Origin of the sequence: Siminovitchia sediminis (assembly GCF_042680885.1) — a bacterium.
GTDB lineage: Bacteria > Bacillota > Bacilli > Bacillales > Bacillaceae_C > Siminovitchia > Siminovitchia sediminis.
Map to the genome: position 1 here is coordinate 68,813 of NZ_JBHUEO010000002.1, position 16,572 is coordinate 85,384.

Below are 16,572 nucleotides of genomic sequence, written 5' to 3' on the forward strand. Positions count from 1 at the left end.
AGAAATAGAAAAACTTTTACATTTACAGTAATTGACAAACTTTTCACAAACCTTTTCTTATAATGGGGAGTAAACTGGCATTGGAGTGAAGAGCCATGATGAGAACTTATTTTATTTATCTGATTAAAGATGAATTTGCGGATTACTTTTATGGCCGGGAAAGCCGCTTCTATCAATTATTTGCAGGCAGTCATTCATCAAGTGGAGATCTGGAAGAAATTATACATAAACAAATAGAGTATATTACGGAGCCTTTGCCATATTTGGATCTACACAAATTATTTTCACAATATGCCAAGGATCAATCGATTTATATAAAAGGAAAGGTATACTGCATGGGGCAGGCAAAAGAAAAAAACGGCGCTGAACTGGCCATTGAAGAGGAGTGGCTTCAGTTAAATGCCTGGGGAGGGTTTGAATCCGAGACGATCTTTTTTGAGGTGCTCCGCCAGTTTGATGGCCATTTCTTCGCGGTTGATATAGAAAATGAAAGATACGGTTGGATTAAACCGGTAAAAGAAAGAAAATACATATGAAATCACACGCAGGTATTGTATAATATTCGGGGATTCAGTAAACTGAAGTGAGACAACTAGAAGGAGGAATAGTAGGATGGTTTGGCAATTGGTATTAACGGGTGCGATTGCTCTATTGGCCGGTGTGGCCTTAGGATTCTTTATCGCCCGTAAATATATGATGGACTACCTAAAGAAAAATCCGCCGATCAATGAACAAATGTTACGTATGATGATGATGCAAATGGGAATGAAACCTTCACAGAAAAAGATCAACCAGATGATGACCATGATGAAGAAGAACATGGATACAAAATAGCATTAGTATCATTGGTTTTAAAGGGATTTGAGAAGGGATAGCAATTCTTTATTCTTAGCCACTTGATCTGTATATTGCAGAGGGAGTGGCTTTCTCATGTTGTGTAAGATGAGCAATTAAAAAATACGATGTAAATTTGATAATTAAATTTTCTGATAGCTGGTGGATATCATTGGTTTGGTATCCACCTTTTTTAGGCATTCTAAAGTTATAATCCTAGTAGTTGAGCAAAAAATCGAACCATTGCGTACAATGTTGGTGTTTAAAAAAATGAAATTGGTTATTAATCTTTATAAAAAAAGCCGGCATTTTGATCGCAGCCGGCTTTTTTTATGTCAATTGATCGTAGGTTCAACATCATTGGATAAGATGTTGCCATATTCATTCAGTAATATGTCAAGTTCTTGGCTGTATTTCAAAGCAATCTGAGACGTGAGACCAACATGTTTTGTTACTTCAAATAATTCTTCCCGTTTTCTCTCAATTTCCTCGATGAGAACTTCTTTCATTTGGAGATTCTTCCCTTCGTGAAATGCTTCTCTAAGTTATATTTTAATTATATATGGTCCATAAGTATTATATCAAAATTATATCAGATATTTCTATCTTTTGTTTAAAATTCATTCACTATTTTTCGATGAAATACGAGCTGTTTTTTTGACGGATCTACAAAAACATTGGTTTCTCCCCATTGCCATCCAACCAGGGAACTAGATTTTTTGCTTTGTCTGTTTAAATCCGGGTATTCGGCAGACTTATATCTGTAAAGAGAAGATCTGTGAAATGCAGGCAGATGCTACTGGCGTCTATGATAGCTTGATCAGCCTTTTTACCTTGTGATGCCTGAGAAGTGTGGTGTCTGAGTATAAAAGAACACGTAGGATGACTCTTGGACCCGGCCGCAAGCGAATCAAGAGAGGATCACAATGTTCGTCTAAAGATTCAATAATTAAAACACCTTCCCTCCGGTTATTGCATGTACGTGCCTAGTAGATATCCGAAAAAAGCCAGAAGGATTCCGCAGGCATAGCTTAAAAAGAAGTATAAGGAAAATAGAAGATATTGCTTGTTTTCAAGCTGTTGTATGAGTTCTATTGTACAAGTGGAAAAAGTGGTATAGGATCCCAAAAAGCCCGTGCCCATGAAAAGAATCCAATTCGACGCAGGCATCATTCCCATCAACAGGCCCAATACAAGACTTCCGGAAAGGTTAACAAAAATTGTTCCTCGAGGAAACCCTCTTTTGTCCGGATTCAACAGATTTGATAAGAAATATCTGATGATCGAACCTGCAAAGCCGCCTAAAGCCACATATAGTATACTCATTATTTAACGTTCCTTTTGCTGAAATATTTTCTGCCCGATAAATATCCAAAGCCTGCCAGAAGTAATCCCAAACCCGCACTGAGCAGTATGTATGCCCCGGCCATAAGGAAAGATCCAGACTCGTATAACTGGATGGTTTCCATACTGAATGTTGAAAATGTGGTCAGCGATCCAATCATTCCCGTTCCTAGGCCCAACATCACTTTTTTAGAAATGAATCCTGTTTTTTCATTTAGTCCCGTCAGATATCCAAGGCTGAAGCATCCTGCCATATTGGCAGAAAAGGTGCCAATGGGAAAACCCCCAGCCCATAAGGCCATTGTATAGAGACTGATCAGATATCTCATTATACTTCCGGCTATTCCGCCAATGCCTACAACCATATAATTCATGGATCATCACCTGGTTAAGAAAAATAGAAAGCTTCCTTCTAGGAGGAAGCTTCAAATAGATGTTCATAAGGGGAAATATCAATGTTTAATTCATCCAGTTTTTTCCGGAGGAATTTGTGATCCCTCTTGGGTGTTGCCAATATATATCCTTGTAAAATAATATCCAAATCCATCTGCTTAGCATTTTGTTCGAGAGCCACTTGTCCAATCTTTCCGGCTATTTTCTGCTTGGCTACATCACGGAACAGTTCCGGCACAGGGCTGACCAATTCGTTCAGCAAATGTATTTGTTCTTCTGTCCAAAGGTCTTTTGTCTTCTCTATATAATATTCTTCCCAATCCAGATCCGATTTACCATCTTCCTTTGGAAGGCGCTTGAGAAACTTTCGAAACATGAAAAAACCGCCGATTCCAAAGAGTGTAATCATAACAATAACCCATAGCAGAATAAAAGCTAAAAACCAACCATCCAGCATTTCTTTCCCTCCTGATTTAAAGGGCCTTCGCCTATTCCTATTATAGCCAATTAAAAAAGGAGGTGACAAGCGGATCGGCCATGAAATAAGACAACGCTATACATCTATGATTATTTTTTCCTGAAAGGGTATCCTTTTTGATCATGAACAGCTATATGAAGGGTGAAAGGGGGTGATTCGATTGGCAAGCGCATTCCTGAAATCATCCAGGCTGAGATTGGTTTTCGAGATTGATTCGGATGATATGGATAAGCCCATTTACAGGAACAGAGTTTTCAACAACATCCGCCGGGATTCCACTACAGATGAACTTTACATGGCAGCACAGGCGATTGGGGCCCTCTCCCGGCACCCATTGTGGGCAATTGAGCGAAACGACAGCTATGATATTGACGCCTAATGATCTCTAATGTCGGTAAGGAGGTGAAGAGGTGAAAACATTGGAATTGCATTTTTTGACAAGCGAGGGGAAAACTGCAAGGCTGGCCATTGAAGATCCGCAGGAGCCGGTAAATCCGGTGGAAGTGAAAAATGCTATGCAATCAATCATTGATGCAGGTGTGTTTATGGACAGCGAAGGACATCCCTATGAAGAAATCAAAACCGCCAGGCTTGTTGAGAGGACAGTAACAGAGTACACATTGGAGTAGACCGAAGAGGCTTGGCTTTGGCCAAGCCTTTTAATTGAACAAGGAGGCAGTATATATGGAGCACATGATACCCTTCATCAGTGAAGTAGGATTTCCGGCACTCGTTACTTTTTATTTACTATACCGGATCGAAACGAAACTGGAAGATGTTGTACAATCCATTCAAAGCCTTCCGGAGAAATTGTAACGAAGCAGTGAGTGCAGGCAGAAACAAAGGATTTTTATTCAGGATAACCCGAAATACGGAGAGTAAATAAAACCCGCTCTGCAAAATAAAAAACATTTCCCCGAACGGATGGTGAGCCTCCTCGTGTGGTTGTACTGAGGGGTCTCACCGAATCAAGATATCAGGGGCTACCCACTTTTTCTTAAATGATTAATGAATGAAGCCCATCATTTGCTATAATAATAGATATTTATAAGAAACAGGGTGATAGGGTTGAAGATCATACATACAGCTGACTGGCATCTGGGTAAGCTGGTCCATGGGGTATATATGACAGAACAGCAAGAAGCTGTTTTGGATCAGTTTGTCCAGCTTGTCTCCAGTGAAAAGCCTGATGCTGTCATTATAGCCGGTGATTTATATGACCGTTCCGTTCCTCCGGTTGAAGCTGTCCAGCTATTGGAAAAAGTACTGTTTCGTATAAATGTAGAGCTCCATACACCGATTCTGGCTATTTCCGGAAATCATGACAGTGCAGAGCGTCTGGCCTTTGGTTCATCCTGGTACCGGCATAGCGGTTTTTATTTGAATGGGAAAATAGAAAGTTGTTTGGAGCCTGTTCGGATTCAGGATGTCAATTTTTATTTGGTCCCTTACACGGAGCCCGGCGTGGTCCGTGACTTTTTCCAGGATTCGAGTATCCATTCGCATCATGACGCTATGAATCGGATTACTTGGGAGATTGAGAAAAATATGGATCCTGATGCAGTAAATATACTGGTGTGCCATGCCTTCGTACTGGGCGGAAAAACAACTGATTCAGAAAGAATTTTATCTGTCGGGGGTTCAGGATGTATAGGGTCGGATTGTTTCAGCCCATTTACGTACACAGCGCTGGGGCACTTGCATAGTCCAGATGCGATTCATCATGATTCTATTCGTTATTCGGGTTCACTGCTTAAGTATTCTTTCTCTGAGGCAAAGCAGAGAAAGAGTGTTTCGGTCATCAACATTGAATCAAACGGTCAGCTTACTATAAAAGAAAGAGGGCTCACTCCCCGTTTGGATATGAGGGAGATTACCGGATACATAGAAGAGTTATTAGATCCGGCTTTTTACGAAAATCAAAAGCTGGACGACTATCTGAAAGTCACTTTATTGGATGAGGGTGCACTGCTGGACCCCATCAATAAGCTGCGGGCTGTTTATCCGAACATTCTTCACTTAGAGCGGAAAATTGATCGAGTGGATTCGGCAAAAAAACAGACTCTCCAAATGGTGCAAAGTGAGAGAAAAACAGAGCTCGATCTTTTTGAAGATTTTTATCGTGAAATGACAACAAGTGATTTTACAGAAGAAAAACAAAAGTTAATGGAAGAAGTCATTGACGATGTTCGCAAGGAAGTGATCCTTGTATGAGGCCTTTACAATTAACCATGCAGGCATTTGGTCCATATGCAGGAGAAGAAACTATTGATTTTACTCAGTTGGAAAACCGGACCATGTTTGTCATATCCGGAAAAACAGGTGCCGGTAAAACTTCTATTTTTGATGGGATCAGCTTTGCGATTTATGGGAAAGCCAGCGGCGAAGATCGCATGGGAAGTGATTTGCGCAGCCACTTTGCAAAAGATGATGTTCCGACAGAAGTATCGCTGACTTTTCAGCTAAAAGACCAAATCTATCATATTTGGAGAGCTCCTCAACAAGAAAAAAAGAAGTCAAGAGGAGAGGGTTATACCATTGTCAATGCAAAAGCAGAGCTATATATTTTGGAAGATTCAGGTGAAAAAAAACTCCTGGCTGCCAATGTTCGTGAGACGGATGAGAAAATTAAAGAAATCATCCAGCTGGATGCAAATCAATTTCGGCAAATTTTAATGATTCCCCAAGGAGATTTCCGAAAGCTTCTTACATCAGACAGTAAAGAAAAAGAAGCCATCCTGCAGAGACTGTTCCATACAGAAGCATATAAAAAAATAGAAGATCGATTGAAAGACAAGGCCGGGTTGCTTAAAAGCGAAGTGGAAAGCGGAATCGAACAAAGGAGCCGGCTGTTAAAAAGTGTTTTTACAAATGGACACGAAGAGCTGGAGGCGGCACTGGCTGAGAAGATACCAAGTGATACGGCCGTTCTCCCTTTGCTGAATGAGGTCACCGAAGACATGAAGAAAGCATACCGGCAATTGGAGAAAAAAATAGAGTCCAAACAAAAAGAACGAGATGAAGTTAAAAGAAAAGTTAACGAAGCAGAAAATATCTTAAATGAAATGAATACTCGTGATGAACTAAAGAAGAAAAAGTCCAAATTAGACGGGGAAAAGAGGATGATAGACGAAAAAAAACAAACTGTAATCCTTGCCAGGCGCGCCGCTCATTTGGAACATCAGGAAAATATATGTAAACGTCTAAAAAAAGAAATAGATGAAAAAGAACGGAAGAAGAGTCGTCTGGAAGAAACATTCATACAAACTGAACAAGCAAGCAGGTCAGCAGAAGAAAAGCTAAGGGTTGAAGAGAAAAACAAAAGCAAAAGAGAACACCTGCATGCTGAATTCATGAGACTGGATCATCTGCGAGATGCCGTTTTGTCATTTTCAAATAAAAAGGCGGATCTTTTGCGATTAGAAAATGATATAAGAAAATATCGCAGCGAGCTGGAAAAAGGCAAGATCCGGGTAACAGAGTGGGAAGAGAAGATAGACAAGGAACAAAAACATCTTCAAGTCCTTCGAGACCTTCAAGACCAAAACGTCCAGTTAAAAGAGGAGCTGCTGAGACACCGGCAACTACTTAACGAAGTCAATCAATTGGATGAAATCTTGGAAAAGAAACAATCCGCACAACAATTCCTCAATCAAAAGGAAAAAGAGCTGACTCTGGCTCAAGCCAGAGCAAATGATGCGATGGCTGTCCTAAAACAAATAGAGGAGAAATGGCATGCCGAACAAGCGGCCATTCTGGCCAAAGGTTTATCTATGGGTGAGCCATGCCCTGTTTGCGGATCGTCTGATCACCCTTCACCGGCGTCTTTCACTGGCAGCCACATCAGTGAGGATGATTATGAATCGGCAAAAAAGGATGTCCAACGTATAGAGAGGCATTTGGCTGATGTACAGCAAGAATGGATGAAAGCAAAAGCGGATTTTGATATGTTAAACGAATCGGCAGTGGAAAAATCCGAGATGATTACACAGCACTGGCCTGAAGTGGTTATAGAGAGTATACCATCTTTATTGCTGGAGCTGCAGGAAAAGGAAAACCGAATGGCCGGCCGCTTGCAGGCCAATACAGAAAGAACAGAAACCATTCCTAAAATAGAGTCGGCAATTACACAGCTCACAAAAGATGTCAAAGAGCTGAAAGGAAAGCTGGAAGGGATTGCTGAAAAGGAAAGAACATCCTCCAATGAATACCTGGAAACAAGAGCAGCTCTTCAAAGTCTTACACTTCATCTTCCGAATGGCGTTCAGACAAAAGAACAATTTGATAAGAGATTAACAGAATTGCAACTTCAAATTAAACAATATGATACCGCACTGGCGGAAGCACAGGAAACTTTTACAAAGATGACAGAACAGCTGGCAACTCAAAGAGCATCGATTGAAAGCATGAGAGAAGATATAGAGAACATTCAAAGCTCTCTTCTAAAAGAGAGAGAAAAATTTCTGGAGCAGCTTCATCAGGAAGGATTCTCTTCTTATGGGCAATATACAAATGCCAAAAAAGATGAGAGATGGATTCAAACAGCCGAAGAAGAAATAAAAATATTCGGTGAGGAATTCAGAGCTGTCACCGAGCTTTTAAACGATTATGAAGAGCGTTTAAAAGAGGTGGACCGTCCTGATATGGCGAAGCTTGAAGAGGCATTTAAAGAGCAAGAAAATATACTTCTGGCCTTAAATAGCCAATATTCCGGCTTAATGATGAATATCCGGAGAAACGAGGAAGTTCAAATAAGTGTTGACCAACTAAATCAGCAGATTAAAGAAAAGGAAAAGAAATACGAACTGATTGGTCATCTGTCCGATATTACAAAAGGAAAAAATGCTTTTAAATTAACATTTGAACGATATGTCCTGGCATCATTTTTAGATGATATTCTCTCTGCCGCGAATCATAGACTGGCGAAAATGACGAGCGGGCGCTATCAGCTTTTAAGAAAGAAGGAACGTTCCAAAGGAAATGTTCAAAGCGGATTGGAGCTGCTTGTCTTTGACCAGTATACAGGCCAGGAACGCCATGTTAAAACATTATCCGGCGGTGAAAGTTTTAAAGCAGCTCTCTCACTTGCTCTGGGACTGGCGGATGTCGTACAGGAGTATGCGGGGGGTGTTTCATTGGAGACCATGTTTATTGATGAAGGCTTCGGCACCTTGGATCCCGAATCTTTGGACCAGGCCATAGAGGCCTTGATGGAAATACAAAGTACGGGTAGACTTGTTGGGATTATATCTCATGTTCCGGAATTGAAAGAAAGAATTGATGCACGGCTGGAAGTGAAGGCTGGCCAAAGCGGAAGCAGTACCGAATTTGTTTTTTTATCATAATAAGGAGGAATCTTCTTGGATAAAACTTTTTTTATTGCAACTCAAATATTTGGGTGGTTTATCGCCATTAGTCTGGCGGTGTTTGCCTTCTTTGCCTTTAGGTTACATTATCCTTTTATCGGCATTTTGTTGATTCTAATTTTTATCGGTTCGTGCATAGTAAATATAATGTTCAGAAAAAAATGGATAGAAACGTCATAAATGCTTGACAGCAAACTATTAATATGTTGAGCAAATAAACTTAAGCTGCTTTGGAAACCATGGACCATGTTTTCCGAGCAGCTTTTTTTGATAAAAAAAAGACGTCACATCTGTGCCTTTTTTGATGTTTCTGTAGAAACACAGCTCTTTCAATGATCTAAGTACATAAAATAATTGATAATTATTATCAATAAACAAAAAGAGAAAATGATTTATTATCCCATTTTCACAAGGATAATATTAATAATCATTATCAATTAGATTAAAACTTTCTCAATTATAAGTTGACTGCACGTAACCATTTTAATATAATAATTATATAATAATTATTATAAATTATTAGCGCTCGTCATCCATCTTTAAAGGAGGTGCCAAATGAATCCAGGAATACAAACTGCCCATAGTGAAGGTTCTTTTTCCCAACTGAGCGTATTGGACAGATTAAAGGTTCATGGTGAATTATTGGCAGCCGCAGTTAGCGGGTTGCTGATCGTCATTGCTTGGCTCCTTGATAAAAATGGCGCTGAGACAACTTCAATTATGGTTTATATATCAGCTTATATGATTGGTGGATTTGCAAAAGCCAAGGAAGGCATTCAAGATACCATTCACCAAAAAGAATTCAACGTCGAACTGCTGATGATTTTGGCAGCGATTGGTTCGGCAATCATCGGTTATTGGGCTGAAGGAGCTATCTTGATTTTTATTTTTGCACTGAGTGGTGCCTTGGAAACCTACACGATGAACAAGAGCCAAAAGGAAATATCATCATTAATGAAATTGCAGCCTGAAGAAGCATGGCTGATCAAAGAAGGTGATGTAAAGAGGGTTCATGTTTCTGAGCTGGATGTGGGTGACTTAGTACTTATCAAACCTGGAGAGCGGGTGCCCTCTGATGGAAAGATTGTCAATGGAATCACCACTGTGGATGAAGCAGCAATCACAGGTGAATCATTGCCGGTTACCAAGGGTTTAGATGAAGAGGTATATGCAGGTACATTAAACATGAATGGTTCCATTACCATGGAGGTTACCAAACCTAATCATGCTACTTTATTTCAAAAAATTATTGAATTGGTCCAGTCAGCCCAAAGTGAAAAGTCGCCTTCACAGCTTTTTATTGAACGGTTTGAAGGACGTTATGTCAAAGTTGTCTTGCTGGCTGTATTCATCATGATGTTTCTTCCTCATTATGTTTTGGGGTGGACCTGGAATGAAACATTTTACCGGGCCATGATCCTTTTGGTCGTCGCATCACCTTGTGCTTTGGTTGCTTCAATCATGCCTGCAACCCTGTCGGCTGTTTCCAATGGGGCGAGAAAAGGAATCCTTTTTAAAGGAGGCAACCATTTGGAACAGCTGGCTCATGTCAAAGCGATTGCCTTTGACAAAACGGGTACTTTGACAAAAGGGCAGCCCGAAGTAACCGATGTGATTGTCAGAAATGGAATGGATGAAAGTGAAGTTTTGCAAGCAGCGGGTTCCATAGAATGGCACTCAAACCATCCGCTTGCTAAAGCGATTGTAGCGTACACACAATCAAAGGGTGCAGAGGAATTTCAGCAGGTACATCAATTAAAGGATATACCAGGCAAAGGAATTCAGGCAACCATCAATCAAGTGGTATGGAAAATGGGGAATGTTGAATTCATGGATCGTACAGCACTGGATGCAAATGCTTTGTTACAGGCAGAAACATTACAAGCTGAGGGAAAGACCATCGTTTATATTCAAAAAGGTGAACATTGGGCTGGCATGATTGCTTTGACGGATGTGATCCGGCGAGAAACAATCCGCACAATCAGACTATTGAAAAAGCAAGGGGTCTATTCCATCATGCTTACAGGAGACAACAAGACTACGGCCCAAGCCATTGCTGCAGAAAGCAAAATAGATGACTATATAGCTGGATGCCTGCCTGAAAATAAAGTCAAGCATATCAGTACGCTTCAATCCACATACGATTCTGTGGCCATGGTGGGAGACGGTATTAACGATGCCCCTGCCCTTGTCACAGCAAATGTTGGTATAGCCATAGGCAATGGGACGGATGTTGCTTTGGAAACGGCAGATGTAGTTCTGATGAAAAATGATTTAAGCCGGATTCCAGAGGCGATTCAGCTGTCTAAAAGAATGAACAGGATTATTAAGCAAAATATTTATTTTTCCATTGGCGTGATTTTTTTGCTGATCATGTCGAACTTTTTCCAATTTATTGATTTGCCGCTGGGGGTTATTGGACATGAAGGGAGTACGATCCTTGTCATATTAAATGGTCTTCGGCTATTGAAATCATGAGTATCTTCACGTTCCGCAAGGAGCGTTTTTTTTTTGCTCTTTTATGGGAGGGGCAAACTGATAAACCATATTTCCATTCTAAACCTTTCTATTTGCAATTATAAAGACCCTCTTTTTTCACAAGGTGAAAAGATACCATCATTCAAAGGACCTCGTTGATTTATAATGGATGTAAGGAAACCAACAGGACGTCACTTTGCTGACAGTAATCGGCGGCTGTCTTAACATCGTTTGCCAAAAAACATCGCATGGTCATTTGATCATTTTGTTCCGGGGCAGGGAAACGTCCATTCAAAAAATATGACAAATTCATTAAACTTTTAGTTTAATAAAGCAAATGAGAAAAATTCTCAATTATTCTATTGACGGAATAGCGGCTGATGATATAATGAAGATAAGCCTAAGTGATAATGATTATCAATTCCTCCAGAAATTTACATAGAAAACGTTGGTGTATGGTTCGTGAAACTAAAAATTTTAATTCCCTTAATGGTGATATTATCCATTCTTTCATTATTTATAGGAGTCAGCAATATTTCTCCAGTGGATCTGCTGGACTTTAATTCGGAAGACACTCAAGTCTTTTTGATCAGCAGGCTGCCAAGGCTGGCAGCAATCATTCTTGCAGGTGCAGGAATGAGTATTGCAGGTTTAATTATGCAGCAGTTGAGCCGCAACAAATTTGTTTCACCAACCACAGCGGGAACGCTGGACGCCACCAGATTGGGAATTCTTGTCTCCATGCTGCTGTTTGCCAATGCCGGTATGCTTGAAAGAATGGCGATTGCTTTTGTGTTTGCCCTTGCAGGTTCTTTGTTGTTTATGCAGATTCTTGATCGCATTAAATTTAAAGACGCTATTTTTATCCCGCTTGTCGGGCTTATGTTCGGCAACATCCTGTCGTCGGTTACTACATTTTTTGCCTATCGGGCAAATGTCATACAAAATATGTCCGCGTGGCTGCAGGGTGACTTTTCCATGATTATGAAAGGTCGCTACGAACTGCTGTATATAAGCATCCCGGTCATCTTACTGGCGTACTTATATGCCAACCGATTTACTGTAGCGGGAATGGGGGAGGATTTTGCTAAGAATCTCGGACTCTCTTATAAACGGATTCTCCATATCGGGCTGATTCTGGTAGCTCTGATTACCACGACTGTTGTACTGACAGTAGGGATGATTCCGTTTCTTGGATTGATTATCCCAAATATCGTCTCTATCTTTAAAGGTGATCATCTGCGAAAAACATTGCCGCATACAGCTTTGCTTGGAGCAATTTTTCTGTTGCTCTGCGACATTCTGGGGCGCGTCATCATCTATCCTTACGAAATCTCCATCAGTCTGATGGTTGGTATCATTGGCAGCGGTATATTTTTATATTTGCTTTTCAGGAGGAGAGCCTATGCGTAATTCAGTAAAACTTGGGTTCCTCTTCCTGATTGCCGCCGGATTTTGTTGTCTGTATCTGTTCCATGATTTAAAAGGGAGTTTTGATTATGCGCTTCCCCGTCGGGGAATTAAGCTGCTTGCAATGGCGATTACAGGAGCTGCCATTGCCTATGCAACCGTGATTTTTCAGACGATTACACATAATCGGATATTGACTCCGAGTATCATGGGGCTGGATTCATTATATTTATTGATTCAGACATTTATCATATTCTTCTTGGGTTCCGATCATGTGACGGTCGTCAATAAACAAGTGAATTTTCTTTTATCCGTTGCAGCAATGGTTATTTTCGCTCTTCTCTTATATAAGTTCCTGTTTAAAAAAGGCCAGCAGTCAATATACTTTCTGCTCTTAATCGGAATCATTGTCGGTACTTTCTTTGAAAGTATCAGCACCTTTTTACAAGTTTTGATAGATCCCAATGAATTTATGATTGTTCAGGATAGAATGTTTGCCAGTTTTAATAATGTGAACGGGGATCTTGTCTGGTTGTCTCTCTTATTTATACTTGCTGTTTTTGCTGCAGGATGGCGTTCGATCAGCCATCTGGATGTGATGTCACTCGGAAGGGATACGGCCATTAACTTGGGTGTTTCTTATGATAAGACAGCCAGGCAAATGCTCATTTTGACAGCCATACTAATTTCGGTTTCCACTGCACTTGTCGGTCCGATTACTTTTTTTGGCTTGATCGTTGCCAACCTGGCGTATCAGTTTTTCCGCACTTATAAGCATCGCACACTTATAAGTGGAGCAATTCTGCTAAGTATTATTGCTCTTATTGGAGGCCAGTGGGCAGTCGAACGAATATTTACTTTTTCAACTACCCTGAGTGTCATTATAAACTTTGTCGGCGGAGTGTATTTCCTCTATTTATTGCTGAAGGAGAGTAGATCAACATGATAGAAGTCATGGGGCTATCCAAATTTTACGGTAAAACAAAAGTGGTTGAGGATGTTTCGGTTAATATTCACAGGGGAAAGATCACATCTTTTATCGGACCTAACGGTGCTGGTAAATCTACGTTGCTTTCTATGGTCAGCCGCCTTTTGGATGCTGATACCGGTGAGGTTCTGCTGGATCAGCAAAATATGAAAAAAATGAAATCCAATGATCTGTCCAAACGGGTTTCAATCTTGAAACAATCGAATTATATCAATGTGAAACTGACCATCCGTGAGCTTGTGTCTTTTGGGAGATATCCTTATTCAAAAGGGCGGCTTACAAATAATGATGAATTGATGATAGATCAGGCGATTCAGTACATGGCTTTGGAAGATATTCAGGATTCCTATCTGGATGAATTATCCGGGGGCCAGCGCCAGCGAGCTTTTATTGCCATGGTCATTGCGCAGGATACAGAATACATTTTACTGGATGAGCCGCTCAACAACTTGGATATGAAACATTCCGTTCAAATCATGAAAATTCTGAGAAAGCTTGTAGATGACCTGGGCAAAACAGTTGTCATTGTCCTGCATGATATTAACTTTGCTTCTGTTTATTCAGATCGAATTGTTGCCATGAAAAACGGCAGGGTCATCAAAGATGGGCCAACAGAAGAAATTATTCAATCCGATGCATTAAAAGAAATATATGATATGGATATTCCGATTAAAAATTTAAATAATTGCAGAATCTGCGTATATTTTAATTCATAGTCAAAGGAGCCTTACCCTTTATGAAAAAATGGATGTTGTTCTTTATGATTAGTATGGCCGTTGTAGTTTTTGCAGCATGCAACGGCGATGGCGGTGAAGAGAGCCAATCCGGCGACCAGGCAGACAGTTCATCGGACAGTATTACGATCAGCCATGAATATGGTGAAGTTTCTGTAAAGAAAAATCCGGAAAATGTGGTTGTATTTGATTTTGGCATTCTTGATACTCTTGATGAGCTGGGAGTAGAGGCCTCAGGCATTCCGCAAGCTACTGTACCTGAGTACCTGGATAAATATTCAAGCAGTGACTATATTAATGTTGGCAGCTTGAAAGAGCCGGATTTTGAAGCGATCCATGGAATGGAACCTGATGTCATCTTTATTTCCACTCGCCAATCTGAGCTTTATGATCAATTTTCAGAAATTGCTCCTACCGTTTATTTGGAGATTGATTATGAAAATTACATGGAGTCCTTTAAAACAAATATGGAAACATTAGGAAAAATCTTTGGGAAAGAAGAGCAAATTCAAGCTGAGCTTGAAGATATTGACAGCCGAGTGGCTGCAGCCCGGGAGAAAACGGCGGGTCTTGATCAAAAAGCCTTGATTGTTTTAGCAAATGAAGGAAAAGTTAGTGCCTATGGGCCAAGCTCCAGGTATGGATTAATCCACGATGTTTTCGGATTTAAACCAGCTGATGAAAATATAGAAGTATCTCAACACGGTCAAGGTATTTCCTTTGAATATATTTTAGAAAACAACCCTGACATTTTGTTTGTGATTGACCGAAATGCAGCATTGGATTCAGGTGCTGAACCGGCCAAAGCAACCATTGAGAATGACTTGGTAAAGAAAACCTCTGCCTATAAAGAAGGAAAGATCATTTATCTGGATGCCGATTACTGGTATTTATCGGGCGGAGGGCTGCAATCTATGAAAGCAATGATCACCAGTTTGGAAAATGCATACTGATGAAGATAAGGTCCGGATGGCAAGCCCGGGTGGATGGGCGAATTCCTCCATCATCACAATGCAGGCCTGCAAGAGTGGTTCCAGCCAATTTATTGGCTGGAACCACTCTTTTATTTATAGGAAATTGTCCCGCCCGCTTCCGGAAAAATAATGTCAACTGGGCATTTTCTGTATTTGTTTCAGGCATAGTTCTTGACAACTCTTATATTCCAATATCTAATGGGGAATGAAAGGAGATGCCCAGATTGATGAAACTAAGTATCATTGACCAGGCGCCCATTTCTTCAGGGCAGACTCCAAGAGAGGCATTAATGAATTCTGTACAATTAGCACAAGTAGCTGAAAGTCTTGGATACACAAGGTATTGGATTGCTGAACATCATAATTTGCCGGGGCTTGCCTGTCCGGCACCTGAAGTTATGCTCGGATTGATAGGGGGACAAACGAATTCGATTCGAATCGGTTCAGGTGCTGTTTTGCTTCCTCACTATAGACCTTATAAAGTGGCAGAGTTGTTCAATATGCTGGCAACTTTATTCCCCGGCAGAGTAGATATTGGAATCGGCCGGGCACCCGGGGGTTCCGCAGAGGCTTCCAATGCCTTGTCTGAAAACTTTCTGCAAAATGTGTGGAAGCTTCCTGAACGTTTGGATGAATTGTTGTTATATCTCTATGATGCCGCCCCTCCAGAAAACGAACACGCAAAACTATCGGCATCTCCTGTACCAAAAATCATGCCTGATCCATGGCTTTTGGGAACCAGTGAAAAAAGTGCTGCACTGGCTGCAGAAAAGGGACTGGCATATAACTTTGGGCAATTTATGAGTGACCAAGAAGGAATTTCCATTGTCCGCCACTATGTAGACAGCTTTCAGCAGTCAATAACTACCCCGCAGCCAAAGGTGACTGTAACAGTCTCTGCTGTTTGTGCAAAAACATCAGAACAGGCAAAAGAGATTGCAGCATCCTCCATCATATGGTCAATACAAAGAGATAAAGGGGAAGGAAACGAAGGGATCCCAACCATTCAGGAAGCTAAGGATTATCCATTGACGCTTAAAGAAAAAGACAAAGTAGACCAATGGATGGACAAAATGATTGTGGGTACCCCGGAAGCTGTGAGTGAAAAGCTGCTTCAAGTGAAAGAAACTTATGAGGCGGATGAGATAATGATTCATACAAACGTATACTCGCATAAGGACAGGATTCAATCCTATCGGCTGATCGCAGAGGCTTTACTAAACCCGAATAAGTCAGAATAATTTTCACGATTTGTTGGAAAATAATTAGAAAATAGCCGGGGAGTGAAGAAGATGGAGTTGAATCGTGTCAAGCAAATATTATCCTCATCCGCTGACATAGAGGTAACCTACAATGGTGTATCCGTTTGGATTGATAAACTAAACGAGGATGGAAAAACTGCTACAGTACATCTTCGGGGTGCAAATGATTTTGAAGAACGAAGTCATGTAGACATATCTGAGGTGAAGGAACAATAACTGCTATGAGGCTGTCTAAAAAAGCCCCTAAAATAAATCAGGAGGAGAAAACCGAATTATTTTTCTCCTCCTGATTTTACGTTTGACCGCCTTAG

The 16,572-nt window shown here is 40.7% G+C and carries 19 protein-coding genes; 15 read left to right on the forward strand and 4 right to left on the reverse strand.

Features of this window, described 5'->3' with window-relative positions; genetic code table 11:
• Nucleotides 1-95: 95 nt before the first annotated feature.
• Complete coding sequence (gene sirA, locus ACFSCZ_RS00760; protein WP_380771558.1) at nucleotides 96-536, forward strand: sporulation inhibitor of replication protein SirA; 441 nt, start codon at nucleotides 96-98, stop codon at nucleotides 534-536.
• 76 nt (nucleotides 537-612) lie between these two features.
• The gene (locus ACFSCZ_RS00765) at nucleotides 613-834 is read left to right on the forward strand and encodes a YneF family protein (protein WP_380771559.1); all 222 of its coding nucleotides are present in this window, start codon (nucleotides 613-615) and stop codon (nucleotides 832-834) included.
• Between the two features lie 335 nt (nucleotides 835-1,169).
• Here the strand turns inward: ACFSCZ_RS00765 and ACFSCZ_RS00770 are convergent, their stop codons facing one another.
• The 4 genes from ACFSCZ_RS00770 to ACFSCZ_RS00785 form a co-directional block, all read right to left on the reverse strand.
• Entirely contained in the window at nucleotides 1,170-1,343 is a 174-nt protein-coding gene (locus tag ACFSCZ_RS00770; RefSeq protein ID WP_380771561.1) for an aspartyl-phosphate phosphatase Spo0E family protein, read from the reverse strand.
• Nucleotides 1,344-1,803: 460 nt separating this feature from the next.
• Nucleotides 1,804-2,160 (reverse strand): fluoride efflux transporter CrcB, encoded by a 357-nt coding sequence (gene crcB, locus ACFSCZ_RS00775; protein WP_380771562.1) that lies wholly within the window; start codon nucleotides 2,158-2,160, stop codon nucleotides 1,804-1,806.
• A complete protein-coding gene (gene crcB, locus ACFSCZ_RS00780) occupies nucleotides 2,160-2,552 on the reverse strand; it encodes a fluoride efflux transporter CrcB (RefSeq protein WP_380771564.1) in 393 nt (130 codons plus the stop codon). The genes crcB (ACFSCZ_RS00775) and crcB (ACFSCZ_RS00780) overlap by 1 nt, the downstream gene beginning before the upstream one ends.
• A gap of 38 nt (nucleotides 2,553-2,590) precedes the next feature.
• Nucleotides 2,591-3,028, reverse strand: coding sequence for a DUF2621 domain-containing protein (locus ACFSCZ_RS00785; protein WP_380771566.1), 438 nt, complete (start codon nucleotides 3,026-3,028; stop codon nucleotides 2,591-2,593).
• A 172-nt stretch (nucleotides 3,029-3,200) separates the two neighbouring features.
• On the opposite strand from ACFSCZ_RS00785, the gene ACFSCZ_RS00790 reads away from it, so the two are divergent.
• The 13 genes from ACFSCZ_RS00790 (at nucleotide 3,201) to ACFSCZ_RS00850 (ending at nucleotide 16,477) form a co-directional block, all read left to right on the forward strand.
• Nucleotides 3,201-3,428 (forward strand): DUF1659 domain-containing protein, encoded by a 228-nt coding sequence (locus tag ACFSCZ_RS00790; RefSeq protein WP_380771569.1) that lies wholly within the window; start codon nucleotides 3,201-3,203, stop codon nucleotides 3,426-3,428.
• A 31-nt stretch (nucleotides 3,429-3,459) separates the two neighbouring features.
• On the forward strand, nucleotides 3,460-3,678 hold the full coding sequence (locus ACFSCZ_RS00795) for a DUF2922 domain-containing protein (RefSeq protein ID WP_380771571.1): 219 nt from the start codon (nucleotides 3,460-3,462) through the stop codon (nucleotides 3,676-3,678).
• A gap of 55 nt (nucleotides 3,679-3,733) precedes the next feature.
• The gene (locus ACFSCZ_RS00800; protein ID WP_380771573.1) at nucleotides 3,734-3,865 is read left to right on the forward strand and encodes a YvrJ family protein; all 132 of its coding nucleotides are present in this window, start codon (nucleotides 3,734-3,736) and stop codon (nucleotides 3,863-3,865) included.
• A 252-nt stretch (nucleotides 3,866-4,117) separates the two neighbouring features.
• Nucleotides 4,118-5,263, forward strand: coding sequence for an exonuclease SbcCD subunit D (locus tag ACFSCZ_RS00805; RefSeq protein WP_380771575.1), 1,146 nt, complete (start codon nucleotides 4,118-4,120; stop codon nucleotides 5,261-5,263).
• A complete protein-coding gene (locus ACFSCZ_RS00810) occupies nucleotides 5,260-8,394 on the forward strand; it encodes an SbcC/MukB-like Walker B domain-containing protein (RefSeq protein WP_380771577.1) in 3,135 nt (1,044 codons plus the stop codon). Before ACFSCZ_RS00805 ends, ACFSCZ_RS00810 begins: the two co-directional genes overlap by 4 nt.
• Nucleotides 8,395-8,409: 15 nt before the next feature.
• Nucleotides 8,410-8,595: a hypothetical protein gene (locus tag ACFSCZ_RS00815; RefSeq protein ID WP_380771579.1), complete on the forward strand. Its 186-nt coding sequence runs from the start codon at nucleotides 8,410-8,412 to the stop codon at nucleotides 8,593-8,595.
• Between the two features lie 375 nt (nucleotides 8,596-8,970).
• On the forward strand, nucleotides 8,971-10,893 hold the full coding sequence (locus tag ACFSCZ_RS00820; protein WP_380771581.1) for a heavy metal translocating P-type ATPase: 1,923 nt from the start codon (nucleotides 8,971-8,973) through the stop codon (nucleotides 10,891-10,893).
• A 489-nt stretch (nucleotides 10,894-11,382) separates the two neighbouring features.
• Nucleotides 11,383-12,306 carry an ABC transporter permease gene (locus ACFSCZ_RS00825; RefSeq protein WP_380771638.1) on the forward strand — a complete coding sequence of 308 codons (924 nt, stop codon included), beginning with the start codon at nucleotides 11,383-11,385 and terminating at the stop codon, nucleotides 12,304-12,306.
• On the forward strand, nucleotides 12,299-13,249 hold the full coding sequence (locus ACFSCZ_RS00830) for an iron chelate uptake ABC transporter family permease subunit (RefSeq protein ID WP_380771583.1): 951 nt from the start codon (nucleotides 12,299-12,301) through the stop codon (nucleotides 13,247-13,249). The genes ACFSCZ_RS00825 and ACFSCZ_RS00830 overlap by 8 nt, the downstream gene beginning before the upstream one ends.
• On the forward strand, nucleotides 13,246-14,007 hold the full coding sequence (locus ACFSCZ_RS00835) for an iron ABC transporter ATP-binding protein (RefSeq protein WP_380771584.1): 762 nt from the start codon (nucleotides 13,246-13,248) through the stop codon (nucleotides 14,005-14,007). The genes ACFSCZ_RS00830 and ACFSCZ_RS00835 overlap by 4 nt, the downstream gene beginning before the upstream one ends.
• 20 nt (nucleotides 14,008-14,027) lie before the next feature.
• A complete protein-coding gene (locus ACFSCZ_RS00840; protein ID WP_380771586.1) occupies nucleotides 14,028-14,978 on the forward strand; it encodes a siderophore ABC transporter substrate-binding protein in 951 nt (316 codons plus the stop codon).
• 248 nt (nucleotides 14,979-15,226) lie between these two features.
• Nucleotides 15,227-16,240, forward strand: a complete 1,014-nt coding sequence (locus tag ACFSCZ_RS00845) for an LLM class flavin-dependent oxidoreductase (protein ID WP_380771640.1) — start codon at nucleotides 15,227-15,229, stop codon at nucleotides 16,238-16,240.
• Between the two features lie 51 nt (nucleotides 16,241-16,291).
• On the forward strand, nucleotides 16,292-16,477 hold the full coding sequence (locus ACFSCZ_RS00850; protein ID WP_380771588.1) for an H-type small acid-soluble spore protein: 186 nt from the start codon (nucleotides 16,292-16,294) through the stop codon (nucleotides 16,475-16,477).
• Nucleotides 16,478-16,572 lie beyond the last annotated feature (95 nt).

Excerpts from the sequence above, each read along its gene's own strand:
- sirA (WP_380771558.1), top strand. The coding sequence starts at position 96 with ATGATGAGAACTTATTTTATTTATCTGATTAAAGATGAATTTGCGGAT.
- ACFSCZ_RS00810 (WP_380771577.1), top strand. The coding sequence starts at position 5,260 with ATGAGGCCTTTACAATTAACCATGCAGGCATTTGGTCCATATGCAGGA.
- ACFSCZ_RS00820 (WP_380771581.1), top strand. The coding sequence starts at position 8,971 with ATGAATCCAGGAATACAAACTGCCCATAGTGAAGGTTCTTTTTCCCAA.
- ACFSCZ_RS00825 (WP_380771638.1), top strand. The coding sequence starts at position 11,383 with ATGGTGATATTATCCATTCTTTCATTATTTATAGGAGTCAGCAATATT.
- ACFSCZ_RS00770 (WP_380771561.1), bottom strand. The coding sequence starts at position 1,343 with ATGAAAGAAGTTCTCATCGAGGAAATTGAGAGAAAACGGGAAGAATTA.
- ACFSCZ_RS00830 (WP_380771583.1), top strand. The coding sequence starts at position 12,299 with ATGCGTAATTCAGTAAAACTTGGGTTCCTCTTCCTGATTGCCGCCGGA.
- ACFSCZ_RS00765 (WP_380771559.1), top strand. The coding sequence starts at position 613 with ATGGTTTGGCAATTGGTATTAACGGGTGCGATTGCTCTATTGGCCGGT.
- crcB (WP_380771562.1), bottom strand. The coding sequence starts at position 2,160 with ATGAGTATACTATATGTGGCTTTAGGCGGCTTTGCAGGTTCGATCATC.
- ACFSCZ_RS00835 (WP_380771584.1), top strand. The coding sequence starts at position 13,246 with ATGATAGAAGTCATGGGGCTATCCAAATTTTACGGTAAAACAAAAGTG.
- ACFSCZ_RS00850 (WP_380771588.1), top strand. The coding sequence starts at position 16,292 with ATGGAGTTGAATCGTGTCAAGCAAATATTATCCTCATCCGCTGACATA.
- crcB (WP_380771564.1), bottom strand. The coding sequence starts at position 2,552 with ATGAATTATATGGTTGTAGGCATTGGCGGAATAGCCGGAAGTATAATG.
- ACFSCZ_RS00800 (WP_380771573.1), top strand. The coding sequence starts at position 3,734 with ATGGAGCACATGATACCCTTCATCAGTGAAGTAGGATTTCCGGCACTC.
- ACFSCZ_RS00785 (WP_380771566.1), bottom strand. The coding sequence starts at position 3,028 with ATGCTGGATGGTTGGTTTTTAGCTTTTATTCTGCTATGGGTTATTGTT.
- ACFSCZ_RS00840 (WP_380771586.1), top strand. The coding sequence starts at position 14,028 with ATGAAAAAATGGATGTTGTTCTTTATGATTAGTATGGCCGTTGTAGTT.
- ACFSCZ_RS00845 (WP_380771640.1), top strand. The coding sequence starts at position 15,227 with ATGAAACTAAGTATCATTGACCAGGCGCCCATTTCTTCAGGGCAGACT.